The 18,812-nt window shown below is 61.4% G+C and carries 14 protein-coding genes; 10 read left to right on the forward strand and 4 right to left on the reverse strand.

Annotation, left to right across the window (positions count from 1 at the left end; genetic code table 11):
- Nucleotides 1-43: 43 nt before the first annotated feature.
- From LOX95_RS08355 to LOX95_RS08385, 7 genes are all read left to right on the forward strand, one after another.
- Nucleotides 44-2,860, forward strand: a complete 2,817-nt coding sequence (locus tag LOX95_RS08355; RefSeq protein WP_242914012.1) for a M14 family metallopeptidase — start codon at nucleotides 44-46, stop codon at nucleotides 2,858-2,860.
- A gap of 146 nt (nucleotides 2,861-3,006) precedes the next feature.
- A complete protein-coding gene (locus tag LOX95_RS08360) occupies nucleotides 3,007-4,227 on the forward strand; it encodes an acetyl-CoA acetyltransferase (RefSeq protein WP_242914013.1) in 1,221 nt (406 codons plus the stop codon).
- A gap of 82 nt (nucleotides 4,228-4,309) precedes the next feature.
- Nucleotides 4,310-4,750 carry a nuclear transport factor 2 family protein gene (locus tag LOX95_RS08365; RefSeq protein ID WP_242914014.1) on the forward strand — a complete coding sequence of 147 codons (441 nt, stop codon included), beginning with the start codon at nucleotides 4,310-4,312 and terminating at the stop codon, nucleotides 4,748-4,750.
- On the forward strand, nucleotides 4,747-6,552 hold the full coding sequence (locus LOX95_RS08370; RefSeq protein ID WP_242914015.1) for an AMP-binding protein: 1,806 nt from the start codon (nucleotides 4,747-4,749) through the stop codon (nucleotides 6,550-6,552). The genes LOX95_RS08365 and LOX95_RS08370 overlap by 4 nt, the downstream gene beginning before the upstream one ends.
- The gene (locus LOX95_RS08375; protein WP_242914016.1) at nucleotides 6,549-7,079 is read left to right on the forward strand and encodes a nuclear transport factor 2 family protein; all 531 of its coding nucleotides are present in this window, start codon (nucleotides 6,549-6,551) and stop codon (nucleotides 7,077-7,079) included. Before LOX95_RS08370 ends, LOX95_RS08375 begins: the two co-directional genes overlap by 4 nt.
- Before the next feature lie 3 nt (nucleotides 7,080-7,082).
- A complete protein-coding gene (locus LOX95_RS08380) occupies nucleotides 7,083-7,841 on the forward strand; it encodes an SDR family oxidoreductase (RefSeq protein WP_242914017.1) in 759 nt (252 codons plus the stop codon).
- 44 nt (nucleotides 7,842-7,885) lie between these two features.
- The gene (locus tag LOX95_RS08385; RefSeq protein WP_242914018.1) at nucleotides 7,886-8,683 is read left to right on the forward strand and encodes a DUF1295 domain-containing protein; all 798 of its coding nucleotides are present in this window, start codon (nucleotides 7,886-7,888) and stop codon (nucleotides 8,681-8,683) included.
- Nucleotides 8,684-8,901: 218 nt separating this feature from the next.
- Here LOX95_RS08385 and LOX95_RS08390 read toward each other — a convergent pair whose 3' ends face one another.
- Nucleotides 8,902-9,942 carry an NAD(P)H-dependent amine dehydrogenase family protein gene (locus LOX95_RS08390; protein WP_242914019.1) on the reverse strand — a complete coding sequence of 347 codons (1,041 nt, stop codon included), beginning with the start codon at nucleotides 9,940-9,942 and terminating at the stop codon, nucleotides 8,902-8,904.
- Nucleotides 9,943-10,028: 86 nt separating this feature from the next.
- Between LOX95_RS08390 and LOX95_RS08395 the strand changes: the two genes are divergently transcribed.
- Complete coding sequence (locus LOX95_RS08395; RefSeq protein ID WP_242914020.1) at nucleotides 10,029-11,729, forward strand: class I adenylate-forming enzyme family protein; 1,701 nt, start codon at nucleotides 10,029-10,031, stop codon at nucleotides 11,727-11,729.
- Nucleotides 11,730-11,798: 69 nt separating this feature from the next.
- On the opposite strand, the gene LOX95_RS08400 is transcribed toward LOX95_RS08395, so the two are convergent.
- The 3 genes from LOX95_RS08400 to LOX95_RS08410 form a co-directional block, all read right to left on the reverse strand.
- On the reverse strand, nucleotides 11,799-13,274 hold the full coding sequence (locus tag LOX95_RS08400; RefSeq protein ID WP_242914021.1) for a carotenoid oxygenase family protein: 1,476 nt from the start codon (nucleotides 13,272-13,274) through the stop codon (nucleotides 11,799-11,801).
- 74 nt (nucleotides 13,275-13,348) lie between these two features.
- On the reverse strand, nucleotides 13,349-14,305 hold the full coding sequence (locus tag LOX95_RS08405) for a winged helix-turn-helix transcriptional regulator (RefSeq protein ID WP_242914022.1): 957 nt from the start codon (nucleotides 14,303-14,305) through the stop codon (nucleotides 13,349-13,351).
- Between the two features lie 117 nt (nucleotides 14,306-14,422).
- Entirely contained in the window at nucleotides 14,423-16,645 is a 2,223-nt protein-coding gene (locus LOX95_RS08410) for a TonB-dependent receptor (RefSeq protein WP_242914023.1), read from the reverse strand.
- Nucleotides 16,646-16,826: 181 nt separating this feature from the next.
- On the opposite strand from LOX95_RS08410, the gene LOX95_RS08415 reads away from it, so the two are divergent.
- Complete coding sequence (locus LOX95_RS08415) at nucleotides 16,827-17,228, forward strand: SgcJ/EcaC family oxidoreductase (RefSeq protein WP_242914024.1); 402 nt, start codon at nucleotides 16,827-16,829, stop codon at nucleotides 17,226-17,228.
- Nucleotides 17,229-17,461: 233 nt separating this feature from the next.
- A complete protein-coding gene (locus LOX95_RS08420) occupies nucleotides 17,462-18,760 on the forward strand; it encodes a spinster family MFS transporter (RefSeq protein WP_242914025.1) in 1,299 nt (432 codons plus the stop codon).
- The last annotated feature ends 52 nt before the right edge of the window (nucleotides 18,761-18,812 follow it).

An 18,812-nucleotide genomic window follows, 5' to 3' on the forward strand; every position in this document is an offset into this window, starting at 1 on the left:
TTGAATACCAATGATGCGCTCAGTCGAGCGTGTGAGGGGAAATATGAAGCGTATCAAGACACCCGCGGGCCTTGCCGCCCTGCTGCTGGCCGGAACCTGCCTGACGGCTCCGCTGGCTCTGCCAAGCCTCGCTTTGGCGGAAGTGACTGCCGACGGCACCACGACCGAGGCCAGTCCCCTGACACCTGCCGTTGCAGGCGTGACCGCGCCGAAGGACTTCTTCCCGCAGGAGCCTGGCACCGACTATTATCTGGCGAATTACACCCAGTACGAAGCCTATCTGAAGCTGCTGGACCAGCAGTCGGATCGCATGAAGCTTGAGAGCTTTGGTACGACTGAAGAGGGTCGCACCCAGTGGATGGCCATTGTCTCCACGCCGGAAAACCTCGCCAATCTGGAACGCTATAAGGACATCGCCCGTCGTCTGGCCAAGGCCGAAGGCGTGTCGGAAGACGAAGCCCGCCAACTGGCCGCCGAGGGCAAGGCCGTGGTGTGGATCGATGCGGGCCTGCACGCCACGGAGACCGTGACCACCCAAGGTCAGGTCCACGTCCTTTATCGTCTACTGACCGGTCGGGATGCCGAGACGCAGCGCACGCTGAATGACACCATCCTGCTGTTTGGCCACGTTAATCCGGACGGTCTGGAACTGGTCGCTGACTGGTACATGCGCAAGGACAAGCCCGAAGAGCGTTCGTTCCGCGACATCCCGCGCCTGTACCAGAAGTACACCGGTCACGATAACAACCGCGACTCCTATATGGTGACGCAGGCCGAGACCGAGAACGTCAATCGCATCCACTATCGCGAGTGGTTCCCGCAGATCGTCTATAACCAGCACCAGACCGGCCCGCGCGGCATGGTGGTGTTCATCCCGCCGTTCCGCGACCCGTTCAACTACAACCTCGACTCGCTGGTGATGACGACCACGAACGAGCTGGGCACCGCCATGCACAGCCGTCTGGTGTCGGAAGGCAAGGGCGGCTCGGGTGCCGATACCGTTGCCAGCTATTCGACGTGGCACAACGGCATGGTGCGTTCGACGCCCTATTATCACAACGCCGTCGGCATCCTGACCGAGATCATCGGCGGCCCGACGCCGGAAGACATCGCTCTGGTCCCGGAGCACCAACTGGCACGCAGCGACCTTCCGCTGCCGATCGCGCCGCGCAAATGGCATCTGCGCGACAGCATTGACTATCAGTGGAGCATGAACCGCGCGGTCATCGACTATGCTGCCCGCAACCGCGAGCGCGTGCTGTTCAACATGTGGCGTATGGGCATGAACGGTATCGAGCGCGGCTCGACCGATACGTGGCAGATTACGCCTTCGGACGTGGACCGCCTGCGTGCTGCGGGTGGTGAAGGCCAGCGCGGTGCCGTGGATGCGGGCCTGATGGCCAGCGTCATCCGCACGTCGGAAAACCGCGAGGCGCGCGGCTATATCATCAACCCCGAAACCCAGCGCGATCTGCCGGCCTCGGTGGCATTCCTGAATACGCTGATCAAGAACGGCGTGGACGTCGAGGTGGCCGAGCGCCCGTTCACCGTCAACGGCACCCGCTATCCGGCAGGTTCGTATGTGGTGAAGACGGCGCAGGCTTATCGTCCGCACGTGCTGGACATGTTCGAGCCGCAGGATCACCCGCACAACACTGACTATCCTGGCGGCCCGCCCAAGCTGCCGTATGACGTAGCGGGCTACACGCTGGCCTATCAGATGGGTGTGAACTTCGACCGCATTCAGGACGGTTTCGAGGCTCCGACCACCAAGGCAACCGACGTGCTGTCGGCTCCCGCGGGCCGCGTGATCGGTTCGGGCCGTGCAGGTTATGTGATCGGTCATGAGGCGAACAACAGCTTCATCCTCACGAACCGCCTGCTAGCCGCTGGCATCAAGCCGGAATGGATTTCGCAGTCGGTTCGCGCCAATGGCGAGACGCTGGGCGCAGGTGCGATCTGGGTTCCGGCGTCGGCAGAGGCGACCGCTATCGTGCGCGAAGCGGTCGGCCCGCTGGGCATAGATGCCCACGCCGTGGCGCGTCGTCCGGCAGGCGACGGCATGGCCCTGAGGCCCGTGCGCGTGGGTCTAGTGGATCGCTATGGCGGTGTGATGTCGTCGGGTTGGACCCGCTGGCTGCTTGAGCAGTACGAGTTCCCGTTTGAAGTGGTCTATCCCAAAGCGCTCGATACCGAGGACCTGAATGCCAAATTCGACGTGCTGGTGTTCACCGACACCGCCGCGCCGACACTAAGCTATGCGGGCTATCGTAATGGCGGGGCATGGTCGCAACCGGCACCGGAGACGGTTCCAGACGAGATGCGTGGCTGGCTGGGCGAGGTGACAGCTGAAACCACCGTCCCGCGCATTGCCGAGTTCGCGCGCAAGGGCGGGACTGTTGTGACCATCGGCAACTCGAACCGGCTGGCGCATCTGTTGGGCGCACCCATCGAGCCTGCGTTGGTAAATAACGAGAACGGGCGCGTCACTCCGCTGGCGACCACGGACTTCTTCCTGCCGGGATCGGTCCTGTCGGCTTCGGTCGAGACGACCAATCCTCTGGCCTATGGCATGCCAGAGCAGGCCGACGTCTTCTTCAGCAATGGGCAGACGTTCCGTGTGACGGGTGAGGGCGCGAAGACCGTGGTCACGTTCGACAGCGAAAATCCGCTGCGTAGCGGCTGGGCGCACCATCCGGAGCGGCTGAAGGATACCGCCGCTGTGGTGGATGTTGATCTGGGGGAAGGCAAGGTCTTTGCCTATGGCGCAGAGGTGACCCAGCGGGCCCAACCGCACGGCACCTTCCGCCTGTTCTTCAATGGCTTGCTCTATGGACCGGCCAGCGCAGGACGTGAATGATCCGGCGGATTTAACCATCGCTTGAATTATGGAGGGGGCAGTTTCGGCTGCCCCCCTTTTTCATGCGCAGAGGTTCTCAATTAGACACTTGCGTTATGAGACTGACTAAAGCAGTCTGCGTTCTCGGATCAGTGGGAGGACGGGTCATGGTCTATGTGCTTGGCGGTTGGCAAAGCGACTTTTCACGCAACTGGGCGCGCGAGGGGATGGAGATCGCCGACGGTTTTGCCGAGGCGTTGAACCACGGTCTGGAAGCCGCCCAACTGGATCCGACCGAGATTGAAGTGGGACACGTCGGCAACTTCGTCGGCGAACTGTTCTGCGGACAAGGGATGATGGGCGGCCTCTTCGCCCAGACGGACCGTCGCTTTGATGGCATGCCCACAGCCCGCCATGAGGCGGCCTGCGCGTCCGGCTCGCTGGCGATCATGGCCGCAATGGCCGAGATCGAAGCGGGGCGTTATGACACGGCCTGCGTGCTGGGGCTGGAAATGATGCGCAATGTGCCCGGTCAGGTCGCAGCCGAACATCTGGGCGCTGCGGCTTGGGCAGGCCACGAGTTCACTGACACCCCGTTTGTCTGGCCGCGCGCCTTTTCGGACATTGGAGACGTTTATCAGGAACGTTTCGGCCTGAAACACGAGCATCTGGCCCGCATTGCCGAGATCAATTTCGACAACGCCAAGCGCAATCCGAATGCCCAGACCCGCAAGTGGCAGTTTACGCCCGCCAGCTTCACGCAGGACGACGAGGCCAACCCTGTCATCGAGGGCAATATCCGCCGTCAGGATTGCGGGCAGGTGACGGACGGTTCGGCCGTCGTGTTTCTGGCATCGGAGCGAGCCGCAGCGGACTATGCCCGCAAGCGCGGTCTCAGCCTTGAGCAACTGCCGCGCATCAAGGGGTGGGGCCATACCGGTGCGCCCTTAAGCCTGCGTTCCAAACTGGAAGTGATGGACGATGCCGGCTGGATGTTCCCTCATGTGAAGAAGGCAGGCGAGGACGCGCGCCACCGTGCGGGACTGGGTGATGTTTGGGACGTCGATGCGGTGGAGACCCACGACTGCTTCACCACCACCGAATATATGGCCATCGAGCATCTGGGCCTGACTGCTGCGGGCGAGGCATGGAAGGCTGTCGAGGACGGCACCATTGCTGCCGGTGGTGCCCTGCCATTCAATCCGTCGGGCGGCCTGATCGGCCTTGGCCACCCTGTTGGCGCGACCGGTGTACGCATGGTGCTGGATGCCGCCAAACAGGTCAGCGGCATGGCCGGAGACTATCAGGTCGAGGGTGCCAAGAACGTCCAGACGCTGAACATCGGCGGTTCGACCACTACGACTGTGAGCTTCGTCGTAGGCACTTGAGGTGGCGCGGCTAAACCATTAAAAACAAACGTCGACCGGACCCGATCAAAGAGGTTCGGCGACAAGCGGGGAGAATAGAGAAATGGCCAATATCGAACGGTTGCTGTCGATGATCGACGCGTGGGCGCGTCAGGATCTCGACGCCGTAATGACCTTCCTTCACGACGATATCGAGTGGAACAACTCGGGCGGTTTTGGCCCGGTGATCAAGGGTAAGGCTGCCATGCGCGAAGCGCTGGACGCCATGGCCGCTAACATTGCCGAGAGCCGCTGGCGCTTGTTCGACTATGTCGAGGAGGGCGACCGCCTCTGGATGGAAGGCGCGGACGAGTTCATCCTCAAGGACGGCAAGCGCATCGCCATCCCCTACATGGGAATGCTGGAATACGAAGGCGGGCTGATCCGCTACTGGCGCGAATATTACAACGGCTATCTGCACACCACGCAGGGCAAGACCGGCGAGGTCGCCCCCGAAGCGCAAGTGATGCTGGACCGTCCGGCTATTACGGGTCCGAAGGCATGACTGCTGCGCCGCTTATGGGCCTGACCCGCGAACAAATCGCTGCTGCGCCGTTGCGTGATGCCTCGCTTCTGCCCGTGGACATCGAGGTTCGCCGCGAAGCCGATGGCACCTTGTACCTGCAGTCGCGCATTCCGCTGGCTCCGTATGATTTCAACCTGCCGCGCCGGTTTTCCGAGGGCGCAGCGCGCCAAGGTGACAAGGCCGCGATTGCACGTCGCGCGCCGGGCGGTGGTGACTGGATCAAGGTTTCCTATGCCCAACTGAAGCGTGATTGCGACGGCTTCACCCAGTGGCTGCTGGACCTCGAGGTTCAGGGCACTGTGCTGTTGGTGTCGTCCAACTCGTCGCTGTTCTCGACCGTCACCTATGGTGGTTGGGCGTCAGGGCGTCCGGTCTGTCCGGCTAGTCCGATGATGGTGGCACTGGGCGGCGATCTGGGCCGTCTGCGCCATGTAGTGAACAAGGCCAAGCCGGCTGTGATCGTGGCCGAAACGGCTGCCATCGCCGCGGCTTTCGCCAAGATCGACACGGGCAATGCCATCATCGTCTGCGGTGAAGATGTCGAGGGCACGACCACGTTCGCCTCGGTGATCACGACCGAGCCGACCGACGCCGTGGCTGCCAGCATCGAGGGGCTGAAGCCCGATACCGTATCGGCCTATATGCTGACCTCCGGCTCGACCGGATTGCCCAAGCTCGTGGAGCTGACCATCGGTGCGCTGGGGGCCAACACCGCACAGTGCCAGCAAACCGTCGGCAAGGCCGCGGGCTGGAGCGATGTGATGATGGACTGGCTGCCGTGGCACCACGCCGCCGGTGCCTTCGCCATGCGCACGACCCTGCTGGAAGGCGGCACATTCTACATCGATGACGGCAAGCCCATGCCGGGCCTGTTCGACCAGTCGATCCGCAATCTGACCGAAGTCAGCGTCGGATATTACAACAACGTGCCGCTGGGCTACGTCATGCTGGCCGATGCGCTGGAAGCGGACCCGGCGCTGTGCAAGACCTTTTTCGAACGCGTGCGGATGATGCTGTTCGGTGGTGCGGGCCTGACGCAGGCGGTGTTCGACCGTCTGCAAGCGTGCGCAGTCTCGGAGTGCGGACATCGCGTCATGCTGACCAGCGGCTATGGCTCGACCGAAACGGGCTCGGCCATCACCGTCACCCACTATGAGACGGACAAGGTGGGACTTGGCCTGCCGGTGCCGGGCTGCATCCTGAAGCTGGTTCCGGTTGGTGACCGCTATGAACTGCGCGCTGCTGGCCCGAGCCTGTCGAACGGCTATCTGGACGAGCCGGAAAAGACTGCCGAAGCGTTCGATGAAGAAGGCTTCTATCGCTCGGGCGACCTGTGCGTCTTCCATGATCCGGAGCGCCCCGAACTGGGTCTGGCCTTTGCAGGCCGCGCTGCCGAAGAGTTCAAGCTGCTGAACGGCAACTGGGTCTATGGCGGCCACCTGCGCGAGCAGATTCTGAAACACCTCGACCCGCTGGCGCTGGATCTTGTGCTGTGTGACGAAAACCGTCCGTATCTGACGGCCATCATCTGGACCAAGGCCCCCAATGCCGAGGCCGAGATCGCCGAGCGCCTGAAGGCGTTCAACGCGGACCAGTCGGGCGGCAACCGTATCCGCCGCATCCTGTTCCCGACCACGCCGCCGAACCCGAACGCCCACGAACTGTCGGACAAGGGCACGGTGAACCGCCGCGCTGTTCTGGATAACCGCAAAGACTTGGTCGAGCGCCTGTTCGCCGATCAGCCCGACGAGGGCGTCATCATTCTGGAGGCGGCAAAATGAGCCACCACCCCGAGATTCAGGCACTGCTGGACAAGCAGGCCATTACCGAAGTGATCCATCAGTACCTGCGTGGTGCAGACCGCGCGGACGCTGAACTGATCGGCCAGTGCTATCATCCTGATGCGTGGGAAGACCACGGCGGCATCTATGATGGTCCGGCCGACGCCTATGTGGCGGTGATGGCCAAGATGCTTCCGCGCTCGGGCGTGATGAACCATCTGGCTACCAATATCCTGATCGAGCTGGATGGCGAAAAGGCCAAGGTCGAGCATTACATCTTCGCCTTCGCCCGCATGAAGAAGAAGGACGGTGAAGAGCTGGACACCTTCACGCTGGCCCGCGCTATCGACCAGTTCGAAAAGCGTGAGGGCGCGTGGAAGATCGCACGCCGCACGCTCGTTTGGGAATGGAACCACGACAGCGCATCGGCCGAAAACTGGGGTGCAGGCATGATCACACCGGACCCGTCCAAACTGGTTCGCGCGGCGAAGAAGCCGCACGACGCCCTGTACAAAGTCGGAGCCTGAACCATGGATATCGCTAACAGCGTGGCCATCGTCACGGGCGCGAACCGCGGCATCGGCGAAGCCTTCGTCCGTGCCCTGATCGGGCAAGGCGCAGCCAAGGTCTATGCCGGTGCGCGTAACGCCGCCTCGGCCCAGCACCTGGTTGACGAGTTCGGCGACAAGGTTGTCGCCATCGCTCTGGATGTCACCAAGGAAGAGCAGGTTGCTGCGGCCGCAGCGCAATGCACGGACGTATCGATTGTGATCAATAACGCCGGAGCCTTCCTGAACCAGCGCCTGATCGGGGCCGATACCATGGCCGCCGCGCGCGAGGAGATGGAGGTCAACTATTTCGGCGTCCTGTCCATGTCGCGCGCCTTTGCGCCGGTGCTGAAAGCCAACGGCGGCGGAGCGATTGTGAACGTGCTGTCGGCCGGTGGTCTGTGCGCCATGCCGGTGATGGGCGGCTATAGCCCGTCCAAGTTCGCCGCCAAGGCCGCCACGACCTGCATCCGTGCCGAACTGGCACCGCAGGGCACTTCCGTCACGGCGCTGTTCGTCGGCTCGGTCGACACACGCATGGCGGCCTCGGTTCAGGGCAAGAAGGAACGTCCCGAGGACATCGCCCGCGTCGGCCTGTCGGCCATCAAGCGCAAGCTGGACGAGGCCGACACCGATCGCATGGTTCTGGAAGTCCGCGCCGCACTGGCACGTGACCCCAAGGGTCACGAACGGGCTCTGGCGCGTATGCTGAACGCCGAAAGCCTGAAGACCGGCCACTGACAAATATAACGGGCCGCAAAGGCCGCGAGGGGGAGAGTGCGTAAATGGAAATCGCGAGCATATTGCTGGTAAACGTCGTCGTGGCGGCCTTGGGCTTCGCCATCGTCTGGGCCATCGGCACCAAGCTGAAAGACCCCACGATTGTGGACGCCTATTGGGGACTAGGCATGCCCGTTTTGGCGCTGTCCACCTTCCTGCAGGTCGAACAGCCGACGATGCGTAACTGGTTGCTGCTGGGCATCAGCGCCATCTGGGGCGTACGCCTGTTCGGCTACATGATCCGTCGCTGGCAAACGCAGGGTCCGGACCGTCGCTATGAGCGTCTGTACGAAAAGGCTAAGGAGAAGAAGGGCTGGAGCTTCGGATTCTTCTGCGCGGTAAGCGTCTGCATTACCCAGATGCCGCTGCAGTTCCTCGTGTCGCTGCCGGTGCAACTGGGCCAGATCGATGCGGTTCCGGCCACCGTGGGCATCATCGGCTGGATCGGTGCGGCCATTGCTATCTTTGGCCTGATTTTCGAGTGCATCGCTGACTGGCAACTGAGCCAGTTCAAGAAGGACGCTTCGAACAAGGGCAAGGTCATGCAGTCGGGCCTGTGGCGCTATTCGCGTCACCCGAACTACTTTGGCGAGGCTCTGGTCTGGTGGGGCCTGTATATGATCGCAGCCGAGAGCTTCACCGGCCTGTTCTCGATCTTTGGTCCGGCCTTCCTGACCTGGACCCTGATGAAGTGGTCGGGCGCGCCGACGATGGAATACCGCATGCGCAAGACCAAGCCGGAATACGCCGACTATATCGCGCGCACCTCGGGCTTCATCCCGATGCCGCCCAAGAAGATCTGATCTTCGGGCCAAGCCAAAAAGAGAAGGGCGCGGGAGATAATCCCGCGCCCTTTTGTTTGTCTCAGGCTAGGCGGCAGGACCTGATGGCTGGAAACAGCAGCGCGGCCACCGCCATCAGCAGCAGGCTCTGACAGGTAATGATGACGGCTGGCACTGTGCCTGTGCGAAGCCAGCCGAAACCAAAGACGCTGCGCGTCAGGATCTGTGCCTTCGAAGGGTTATCGGCCTTGCCAAGGACCCGACGGGTAGAAGGCAAAGAAGCCAGCAGGGGCTGCAACCACATCGTGGATACCGCGTAGAGCGCCCGAAACGGTCGCGTCGGTCAAGGCGCGCGATTGCGGCTTGCTCGGATCACCCTCGTCAATGGCGAAGGTCATCGTCATGTTCGGACGGCCCTCGATGTCCACGACCCAGTGGCCGTTGGTATCCTTGCCGTGCAGCTTGGGATCGGAGGTCCACAGTATCGACAGAGTAAAGCTGACGTCCTGCGTGTAGCGGGCGGTCCAGCGCCATTCAGTGGCGGCGACGGTGCCTTGTTTGATCGTGCCTGCGCCGATTTCCATATCGTGCGGAGCCAGTGTCAGGGCGTGCTCTGGCGTGATGTCGATCAGATCGACATTCAGCGCTTTACCCGTGAAGTGCAGGATTTCGCTGAACAGGGCAGTGTACATTCCCGCCAAGGGACCTTTGGTGATGTCGTTGACCGCCGGATCGGCACCAAAGCCCATCAGGCCAAAGACGAACTCCTTGGAGACCATCTCTGAGGCATCGACGGTCTCGGAGACGGTGATGCTGTCCAACTCGGCGCTAAAGCCCGTCGCGGCCAAGACGATACGCTCGATAAAGCCGCCCGGATTCACACCCAAGCCCGCCAACGTGGCATTGCCCTTTTCGCAGGCAGCCTTCAGCGGTGCCCAATAGTTCTCGTCATGGGCCATGGGATAGTGGAAGCCCGCCGTCGAGATGACGTTCTTGCCGCTTGCCAGCAGACGGATCACGTCGGCATTCATCTTGTCATAGGGCAGGGTGATGCGCGGTGTATGGATGACCAGATCGGCATCCAGCGCCAGAATTTCCTCGATGTTATTGGTCGCCAGCACGCCTGTATCGGGGCGTTTGCACAACTGGCCTGCGTCGATGCCGTTCTTCTTGTCGGAATAGACATAGACACCCGCCAGTTCGAGATCCCGCGCGTCGATAATACGGCGCAGGGCGGTGCGCCCCATCGAACCGGTTGCCCATTGTACGACCTTGATCACTCACAACTCCCCAACTTGTGCATTTTGGCCTTTCCAGACCTTAGTTAGTCTCTTTATGAAAGGAATACCAAAGGGAGGGAAGCGCGATGATCGTGACAAGTGCCGAAAGGCTCGCAGATTTCCGCAAACGTGGCTGGTGGGGTGACCTGACGGTTGATGACCTGCTTCAACGCAACCGCAAGGAAGTGGCAGACCGGACGGCTCTGGTCGATCCGTCGCACCGTGCGGGGTTGGATGGCGTAGAGCCGCGTCGGCTGACGTGGGCGCAGGTCGGCGAGGAGGTCGACCGTGTCGCCTCCGCATTGCTGGGCCAAGGCCTGAAGAAGGGCGATGTCCTCAGCTACCAGCTGCCCAATGTGGTCGATACCGTCATTCTGGCGCTGGCTTGCTCGCGCATTGGCCTGATTATCAGCCCCGTGCCGACCATGTATCGCGAGCACGAGTTCGCGTGGGTTCAGCAAAAGGTGAAGCCGCGTGCCATAGTCACTGTGCGCGAGCTGGCGGGCTTCAACCATGCAGCCATGATGAGCGCGCTCGCCGCAGGCCATGACACCAAGGTATTGGTTCTGGGTCAGGCAGAGGGCGATCAGGTTGATTTCCGCGCTGCTGTCGAAGCGGCCGATCCGGAAACTGCTGTGGCTGCTGCGATGGCAGATCCGATCCAGCCGGAAGAGGTCTTCACCATCTTCTGGACCTCGGGCACCGAGAGCCGTCCCAAGGGCGTGCCGCGCGATCACAATCTCTGGATCGTCAACGCGCGCATGGTCACCGAGGCCGCTGAAATCAGCGAAGGCGAGGTTCTGCTGAACCCGTTCCCGCTGGTAAACATCGGCTCGTTCGGGATGGTCATGCCGTGGCTGTGGCAGAAGGGGACGCTGGTCCTGCACCACCCGTTCGATCTGGGCATCTATCTGAAGCAGATCGAGCAGGAGAAGGTGAACTACACCATCGCCGCTCCGGCCATTCTGAACGCCATACTGAAGACCCCCGCCATGGTCGAAAACATCGACCTGTCCAGCCTTCGCGCCATTGGCTCGGGCTCTGCACCGCTGGCTCCGTGGATGATCGAGGGCTGGGCGCAGAAGTGGGGCATCGAGGTGTGCAACATCTTCGGCTCGAACGAAGGCGCTTCGCTGTTCAGCGGGCCGATGCATGTGAAGGACCACACCGAGCGTGCCCGCTACTTCCCGCGCATGGGCGCAGAGGGCATTGAATGGTCGGGCGATACGGCCTCGATGATCAAGACGAGGCTGGTCGATCCAGCCACCGAAGAAGTCATCACAGAACCGGGCATTCCCGGGGAACTGCGCTTCTGGGGCGCGGCGACCTTCGAGGGCTATTTCGAAGCGCCGGAACTGACCGCCAGTGCCTTTGATGCCGAGGGCTATTACCGCACGGGCGATCTGTTCGAGATCGCGGGCGAGGGGCATTTGTCGCGCTATTACCGCTTTGTTGGCCGGTGCAAGGACATCATCGTGCGCGGTGGTGTGAACATCTCTCCGGCCGAACTGGACGATGTGCTGTCTGGCCACCCCGATCTGAAGGAAGCGGCGGTCTGCGGCATTCCTGACGAGGTTCTGGGCGAGAAGGTTTGCGCGGCGTTGGTGCCGACAGGCGATACGGTGCCGGACGTCAAGGCTCTGGCCGAATGGCTGAAGGCGCAGGGGCTGGCGACGTTTAAACTGCCGCAGGCGGTGGTGAAGGTCGAAGCCCTGCCGCGCAATTCGATGAACAAAGTCGTCCGCACCGAACTTCGCGAGCAGGTCCTAGGCCTTCTGAAAGCCTGAGGCCAAATATCGAAAGGGGCGGCATCCCCTCAGAAGCCGCCCCTTTCTCTCCCCGAACTGGTGACCAGATTACGCGGCCACCACTCCGTTCCGTATGTAGGCCCGATCAGCCCAGCAGGCGTGTGTGCCGCTGGAGATTTTGTGTGGCAGCGCAATGCGGCACACAGGGCCTTCTTCAAACTTCTTGCAGTCGATGAGGACGCATTCGGACGTGCCGGCGTTCTCGTCGATGATGAAGCTGATCAGATAGCCATCGTCTTCGTCCTTGGCGTTGATGCGGGGGACGAACGGGCTTTCGCTGGCGAAACGGCCTTCCGGAAGCGTAACCGACCAGCTCTCGCCGGTTTCGAGATCGTGCTTCACAAAGCCGTTGAACAGGAACCAGCCCGGCTTGGTCGTGGTCGAGTAGCAATAGCGGTTCTTGCGGCCGGCATAGCGATTGTTGATGACGCCGAACTCCAGCACGCGGTCATCCAGATGACCCTCGGTGGTTTCGCCCGTCTTCATGTTGAAGCGCCAGCGGTGCAGTTTGGACTTGAAGCTGTGCTCGTCCAAATAGGCCATCATGCGGTCCATGCCCTTGGGATGACCCTCGAGCGGTTCCGGCATCGGCACTTCCTGGAAGTAGCCGTCCATGATGATCTCGTCGCCTTCCTCATACGCATTGAGGAAGTGCAGCACATAGGTCGGGTCCGCTTCGAACCAACGGATGTCTGCCTCGGTGCCATAACGCGGCAGGATGGCAAAGCGCGACGGCAGGTCGTGCATGCGCGCAGCGTGATAACCCTTCTCCAGCAAGCCCTCGTCCCAGAACAACGGGAAGTCGTTCAGGATCGAATAGTTGGTGGTGAAGATCATGTCGTGCGGCAGGCGCGGCCCCGGCAAGGGAACAGGGGTGTAGTGGACCTGTTTGCCGTCCTTATCGATGACGCCGTAGTGCATGTAAGGCGCGTGCTTCGAATAGTTGAAGAACAGCATCTCGCCGGTGGCTTCATCGGTCTTCGGGTGTGCCGAAACGCCATCCAGCGGAACCCAGGGAGCAACGCCCAGTTGCTCCATCGTTTCGGGGTCCAGCATGTAGGCTTCGCCGCACTGGTAGAAGGTCGAGATGGCCTTGCCGTTGTGGATCACCACGTCGGTCGAGGATGAATCCTTGAGGCTTTCGTGGGCACCGAAACCGGGGCGTTTCGACGTGCCCGGGCCGTCTTGAATGCCGCCCCAGAGCGAGCCTTCGGCGATCTGTTCAGCCACGAAGCCGCGCGTGCGGACGAAGCGGTTGCGATAGTCTGCCTTGCCGTTCTTGATATCGATCTGGTGCAGCATGCCGTCACCGTCGAACGGGTGATAGCGGCCCAGCGGCTGATGCAGCGGGTTCTCGGTGTTACGCAGATAAACCCCGTCGATATCCGACGGGATGACGCCTTCGATCACATCCAGATCAAGAGCGGTGACTTCCTCCCACTGCGGGGTCCATGCACCCGTCATATAGGGGTGGTTGGTCGGCTGCAGGGTTGTTTTTACAGGCTTAAGACGTTCGAGTTTCATCATTGCCCCATTTGCTTATGGGACAGGCGTAACATCGTGCGTCTTGTTAAGCAAGCGACGTATCGCCGATGCTGTCAAAGTCCTTGCAGGCTTTCGCGGGTCAGCTCTTCGCCGCAGTGGGAACAGGTCAGCAGAGGGGTGACGATGTTGCCGCACGGCAGGTGCCTGATGAGTTCGGGCGGGCCTTCGGGGCCGGACATCCAACGCGCGCCCCAGCGCACCAGTTCAAGCACCAGCGGGAACAGATCCAGCCCCTTCGGTGTGAGGCGATACTCGTACCGGTTGGGGCTCTCCTGATAGAGTTTCTGCTCGAGGATGCCCAAGGCGACCAGGCGGGCCAGACGCTCCGACAGGATGTTGGTGGCCACGCCTAACTGCTGCTGGAAATCGTTGAAGCGTTTGTGGCCATAAAAGGCCGAGGCGATGACGTGGGTAATCCAGCGGTCGCCCAGCACCTCGACCGAGCGTTCGAGCATGGCGGCGGTGCCTTGCGATCCTTCGACGATTGAACGTCGTTGGGCGCGGGCCTTGGCGGCGGGCTCCTTACCGGCACCGGGGCCGGGTTCGCCCTTGGTCTCGCGCGCGATCAGTTCCTTGCGGCAGTGGTTGCAGCGGCATTCAGGGATGAAGTCGTGACCACAGGAATGCTTGATATTGTGGGCGCGGACCTTGGGATCGTAGTACCAGCGCTTCTCCCAACGGATGATCATCATACTGGGACCGAACAGGTCGCGCCCCATTTCCGTGAGCAGATACTCGTCGCGGGGAGGGCGCTCGCAGTAGCGGCTGCGTACCAGAACCCCTGCGCTCTCCAGACGGCGCAGACGGTCGGTCAGCAGGCTGCGGGCGATACCGATACGCGACTGGAAGTCCTCGAAACGGGTGGTGCCGACAAACGCCTGACTGCTGATCATCAAGGTCCAGCGATCGCCCATCAGATTTAGAGCCCGAGATGCGGAGCTGGCGTCAATAAGGCGGTGGGTGTCCGCCGCTTCGTTTGAAGTCTTGGCGGTCGAATCTGCAGAGGTCATGGAGTCCTTCAGGCTGTGGCCCAGTCCGAACCTCATAGGCAGAGGCGGCGAAGTCAAGAAAAGGGGCGGGCCGTCGCCGACCCGCCCCAAAGTTTTATGGGTTGGTTTCAGGGAGTATTAGTAGCGGACACCCAGTCGCACGCCGAAGGTGCGCGGAGCACCGAACAGCGAAACCTCGTCACCCGCGAACGGGATCACACTGATGCGATACAGTTCGTCGGTGATGTTGCGGCCCCACAGGGTCAGGCTCCAGCGACCATCCGGCGAAGCTACACCGATACGACCGTTAAGCTGGCCATAGGCATCTTCGCTGTTGGTGTTTTCCGGACCCCAGAACATCTGGTCCTGATAGCTGTAGTTCGCAGAGGCGATGAAGCTCAGCTTGTCGTTGATCGGGTAATCGACGTCTGCACCGAGGGTGTACTGGAACTCCGGCGTGCGCTGGATGCGGTGACCATCATAGCTGATGCCGCGCAGCGGGTCGGTGTATTCCTGATATTCGGCATCGATGAACGAACCCGAAGCCGACAGCGTCAGCCAAGGCGTAACGCGGCCCTTCACCTCAAACTCGGCACCTTGGATCAGGGCGTCTGCAGCGTTGGCGACGATCAGGGTCATCGACACGTCGTCCAGCAGTTCGACCTGCAGGTCTTCGAAGTCGGTGCGGAACAGGGCGAGGTTGGTACGCAGGCGACCGTTCAGCCAGTCCGCCTTGACGCCCAGTTCCCAGCTGGTTGCCGTTTCGGGGTCATAAGCCTTGCGGGCCGCGGTGGCATCCGGTGCAGCGCCTTGCCAGCCACCGCCCTTATAACCGGTCGAATAGGCACCATAGACGAGGATATCGTCATTCGGCTTCCACTCCAGCGCCACACGCGGGGTGAACTCGGACCAGTCTTGCGACGGGGTGATGTGGTACTCTTCCAGCAGCGGCGCGGGCGAATACAGGTCGCCCGGAAGGCCGAGGCTGAGGATTTCGGCGCGGCTATCCAGCGACTTTTCGTCGGTGGTGTAACGGCCGCCGACGGCCAGCGTCAGGCTCTGCGTCAGGTCGTACTCGAACTCGCCGAAGACGCCATAGCTGTTGGTTTCCGAGCTTGCGATGTACTGGTTGTCGCCATCCAGCGTATCGCGGGTAGAGCCCGGGCCGCCCGGCAGGAACGACTTGGCCGTGTTGCGCGACTGACGGGCCACTTCCTCACGCAGATAATAGACGCCCGTCGACCAGCGCAGGCGCTTGTCCGGATCCGACTGCAGGCGAAGTTCCTGCGTCAGGCCCTTGTAGTCTTCGTACTGGGTCAGGGTGGAGTCAGTGATCGACGGCGGCGAGCCTGCGCCTGCCTGGGTCCAGCGGATGTTGCCTTCGCCGTTACGCAGACCGGCCAGATAGATCAGGCTCATGGAGCCGATATCCCACTCGAAGCGGGCGGTCAGGCCGGAGGTCTCGCGGTTCGCATACTGCTCATACGGCGAGAAGTTGGTGCGCGGGTCCTGCGACGGCAGGTTCGGGGTGATGAAGCCGAAGCCCGGAGCGTTCGGATCATCAACTGCGTGACGGGCCGAGCCGCCGGAATCGGTCTTGCTGGCGTCTGCGGTCAGGGTCAGACGCATGGTGTCGCTGATGTCCCAGGCCAGTGTGCCGCGGACAGCGGTGGACTCGACGTCCTCCAACTCTTCGTTGCGCAGGGGGTTGTGGGCATAGCCGTCATGCTGTTCGCGGGTTACCGCGACGCGGGCCGAGACTTTCTCGCTGATCGGACCGGAGACGAAGCCCTCGGCCAGAATGCTGGAATAGTTGCCGATGGCGACCGAACCGCCAGCGTCGAACTCTTGCGTCGGCTTGGCGGTGATCATGTTGATCGCGCCGCCGACGACGTTCTTGCCGAAGATGGTGCCTTGCGGGCCGCGCAGGACTTCGATGCGCTCCAGATCGAAGATCGGCGGAGTCGCAGCACCGCGGCGGCCGATATAGATCTCGTCGAGGAAGGTGCCGATCGACGGGTCAGCGGTCGCGCTGTTCAGGCGAACTGAGCCGACGCCGCGGATAAACATCTCGGATTCCAGCGCGTTCTGGCTCTGGAAAGTGAAGCTGGGCACCTGAGCCGCGACTTGCGAAACGTCGGTGATCAGTTGGTTGCGCAGTTCTTCTGCGCCCATGGCGGTGACGGCCAGCGGCACGTCCTGCATGGCTTCGGCCTTGCGGCGTGCCGTCACGGTGATCTCACCGATCGAGTACGACTGCTCGGTCGACGCTTCTTGCGCCGAGGCCATTGCGGGCAGGCCCGCAGCGATGGCGATGGTGGCTACGCCGAGGCGCAGCCGCATGGAAAGCGGCTTGGTCATTGTTGTTCCCTCCCGAAGCCAACTGGTGTTGGTCTTTTTATGCAAGCTATATGGAAGAAGGGTCTTGTCAATCGACTTGTATGCAGTTGAAATCATGAAAGCGAGATTTCGGATTTCAAACTGAGCCTGATTGCATCGCTTTCATAACTAGATGAATGATTTAAGGGGAGGAATACCACCTATGAGCGATAAGGATCAAAAAGCGATCGCTGTTGTCCGCGAGATGGTTCAAGCCTGGAATGACCAGAACTGGGACAAGGTGGGCGACCTGTTTGCGCCGGACGGTGTGCTGCATTCCATGATGCTGGACCCCATCGAAGGCCGCGAAGCAGTAGCCTCTCGAATCAAGGCTTTAGGTGCCGGTGTGTCGTGGATTGAACTCGAACTCGAGCACATCGGTGTGATCGACGGCCGCGTCTATATCGAGCGCAATGACCGCTTCATTTATAACGGAAAGCGTGGCGACGTTCCGGTAATGGGTGTGCTGGTCATCAATGATGACGGTCTGGTGCAGCTATGGCGTGACTATTATGACCGCGCCCAGTTGCTGCGTGAAATGGGTGTAGATGATTTCACCCACTAATTGAATACTTGAGGGCGGACCGTCGGGTTCGCCCTTTTGTTTTATACGGGGATATCAGCACCTTGTTGGTTCGCTTCGACGGTTGTAAAAACTAACGGAAGCGAAAATCCCTTGTGTGGATACGAATACCTCTAGTCAGTCCCGTAAAGCAAGTTAGACTGACCCGTCCTTCAGGTTCGAGCCGCCGTCGAAAGAGCGGGCTCCCCGAGGGACGCATCTGGAGAGGGAAGCGTATGAAACAAACAGCCACGGCCACATCCGATCGCGTTGGATGGTACCCTTACGTCGTCGTTTTGATGCTGGGGCTGGTTTATACCTTCAACTATCTGGACCGACAGATACTGGCTATTCTGGCCGAGCCCATCAAAGCCGACTTGGGACTGACCGACACCCAGATCGGCATGGTGTCGGGCCTGATGTTCGCGGTCTTCTATACGGTGTTCGGGGTTCCTATTGCGTGGCTGGCGGATCGTAGCCACCGCGTGGGTATCGTCGCTGTAGCCTGCACAATGTGGAGCGTTTTCTGCGGCTTGTGCGGCATGGCCCAGAACTATACGCATCTGGTTCTGGCGCGCATTGGCGTGGGCATCGGCGAGGCGGGCGGGGCATCTCCGTCCATGTCGGTTATCTCTGATTACTTCCCGCCGCATCGCCGCGGCGGTGCCATCGGCCTGTTCTCGCTGGGCGTCCCGCTGGGCGCGACCATAGGCGTGGCGTTCGGAGCGTGGGTGGCTGCACATTACGGCTGGCGTCAGGCCTTTATCGCGGTGGCGGTACCGGGCGTAGTACTGTCGCTGTTGCTGATCCTGTTTGTGCGCGAACCAAAGCGCGGGCGGTTCGATCCGCCGTTGGAGGCCAAGGCTAAGCCCGCCTCGTTGATGGAGTGCCTGCGCACCTATCGTCGCACACCGACCCTGTCGCTGCTCTTGCTGGCGGCGGGCACCTATAGCTTTGTCTTCAACGCTTTTGCCGCTTGGGCACCGGCTCTGCTGCTGCGCGCCAAGGGTGCGGAGATGGCCGACATCAGCACCTGGTACAGCCTGGTTTTCGGCATCGCCATGGCCATCGGCATGTTTGGCAGCGGCTTCCTTGCGGATCGTTTTGCGCAGAGGAAACCTAGCGCCTACGCAATCCTGCCCGCATGGGCATTGGGTCTGGGCGTGCCCTTCTTCATCGCCGGCCTTTTGGCTCCGTCGTGGCCGGTGGCTCTGGGCTTGCTAGCTGTCCCGATGGCCATGAACATGATGTTCGTCGCGCCGGGCTTTGCGATCTGTCAGAACGTGGCTCCGGCCAATCAGCGCGCGACGATCTCGGCCATTTTGATGCTGGTCAACAACCTGGTGGGGATGGGCTTTGGTCCGCTGTTCGTCGGTGCCCTCAGCCAGCATTTCAGCGGCTCGATGGAAAGCGGTGCGGCTTTGACCAAGGCTATGCTGTTCGTCGCCCCGTTCTATCTTCCCGCCATTGGTGCCCTGATCCTTGTAGCGCGGGCGCTGGAAAAACGCCATGCCGCTATGGAAGCGCAGGCCTGAGACATCGGGCACTAACAAAGGAAAGGCCCCGCCGGTTTGGCGGGGCCTTTTT

Origin of the sequence: Brevundimonas pishanensis, assembly GCF_022750635.1 — a bacterium.
GTDB classification, from domain to species: Bacteria; Pseudomonadota; Alphaproteobacteria; order Caulobacterales; family Caulobacteraceae; genus Brevundimonas; species Brevundimonas pishanensis.

Bases quoted from the DNA above. Each gene is read 5' to 3' on its own strand.
- LOX95_RS08355 (WP_242914012.1), top strand. From the start codon at position 44: ATGAAGCGTATCAAGACACCCGCGGGCCTTGCCGCCCTGCTGCTGGCC.
- LOX95_RS08360 (WP_242914013.1), top strand. From the start codon at position 3,007: ATGGTCTATGTGCTTGGCGGTTGGCAAAGCGACTTTTCACGCAACTGG.
- LOX95_RS08365 (WP_242914014.1), top strand. From the start codon at position 4,310: ATGGCCAATATCGAACGGTTGCTGTCGATGATCGACGCGTGGGCGCGT.
- LOX95_RS08370 (WP_242914015.1), top strand. From the start codon at position 4,747: ATGACTGCTGCGCCGCTTATGGGCCTGACCCGCGAACAAATCGCTGCT.
- LOX95_RS08375 (WP_242914016.1), top strand. From the start codon at position 6,549: ATGAGCCACCACCCCGAGATTCAGGCACTGCTGGACAAGCAGGCCATT.
- LOX95_RS08380 (WP_242914017.1), top strand. From the start codon at position 7,083: ATGGATATCGCTAACAGCGTGGCCATCGTCACGGGCGCGAACCGCGGC.
- LOX95_RS08385 (WP_242914018.1), top strand. From the start codon at position 7,886: ATGGAAATCGCGAGCATATTGCTGGTAAACGTCGTCGTGGCGGCCTTG.
- LOX95_RS08395 (WP_242914020.1), top strand. From the start codon at position 10,029: ATGATCGTGACAAGTGCCGAAAGGCTCGCAGATTTCCGCAAACGTGGC.
- LOX95_RS08400 (WP_242914021.1), bottom strand. From the start codon at position 13,274: ATGAAACTCGAACGTCTTAAGCCTGTAAAAACAACCCTGCAGCCGACC.
- LOX95_RS08405 (WP_242914022.1), bottom strand. From the start codon at position 14,305: ATGACCTCTGCAGATTCGACCGCCAAGACTTCAAACGAAGCGGCGGAC.
- LOX95_RS08410 (WP_242914023.1), bottom strand. From the start codon at position 16,645: ATGACCAAGCCGCTTTCCATGCGGCTGCGCCTCGGCGTAGCCACCATC.
- LOX95_RS08415 (WP_242914024.1), top strand. From the start codon at position 16,827: ATGAGCGATAAGGATCAAAAAGCGATCGCTGTTGTCCGCGAGATGGTT.
- LOX95_RS08420 (WP_242914025.1), top strand. From the start codon at position 17,462: ATGAAACAAACAGCCACGGCCACATCCGATCGCGTTGGATGGTACCCT.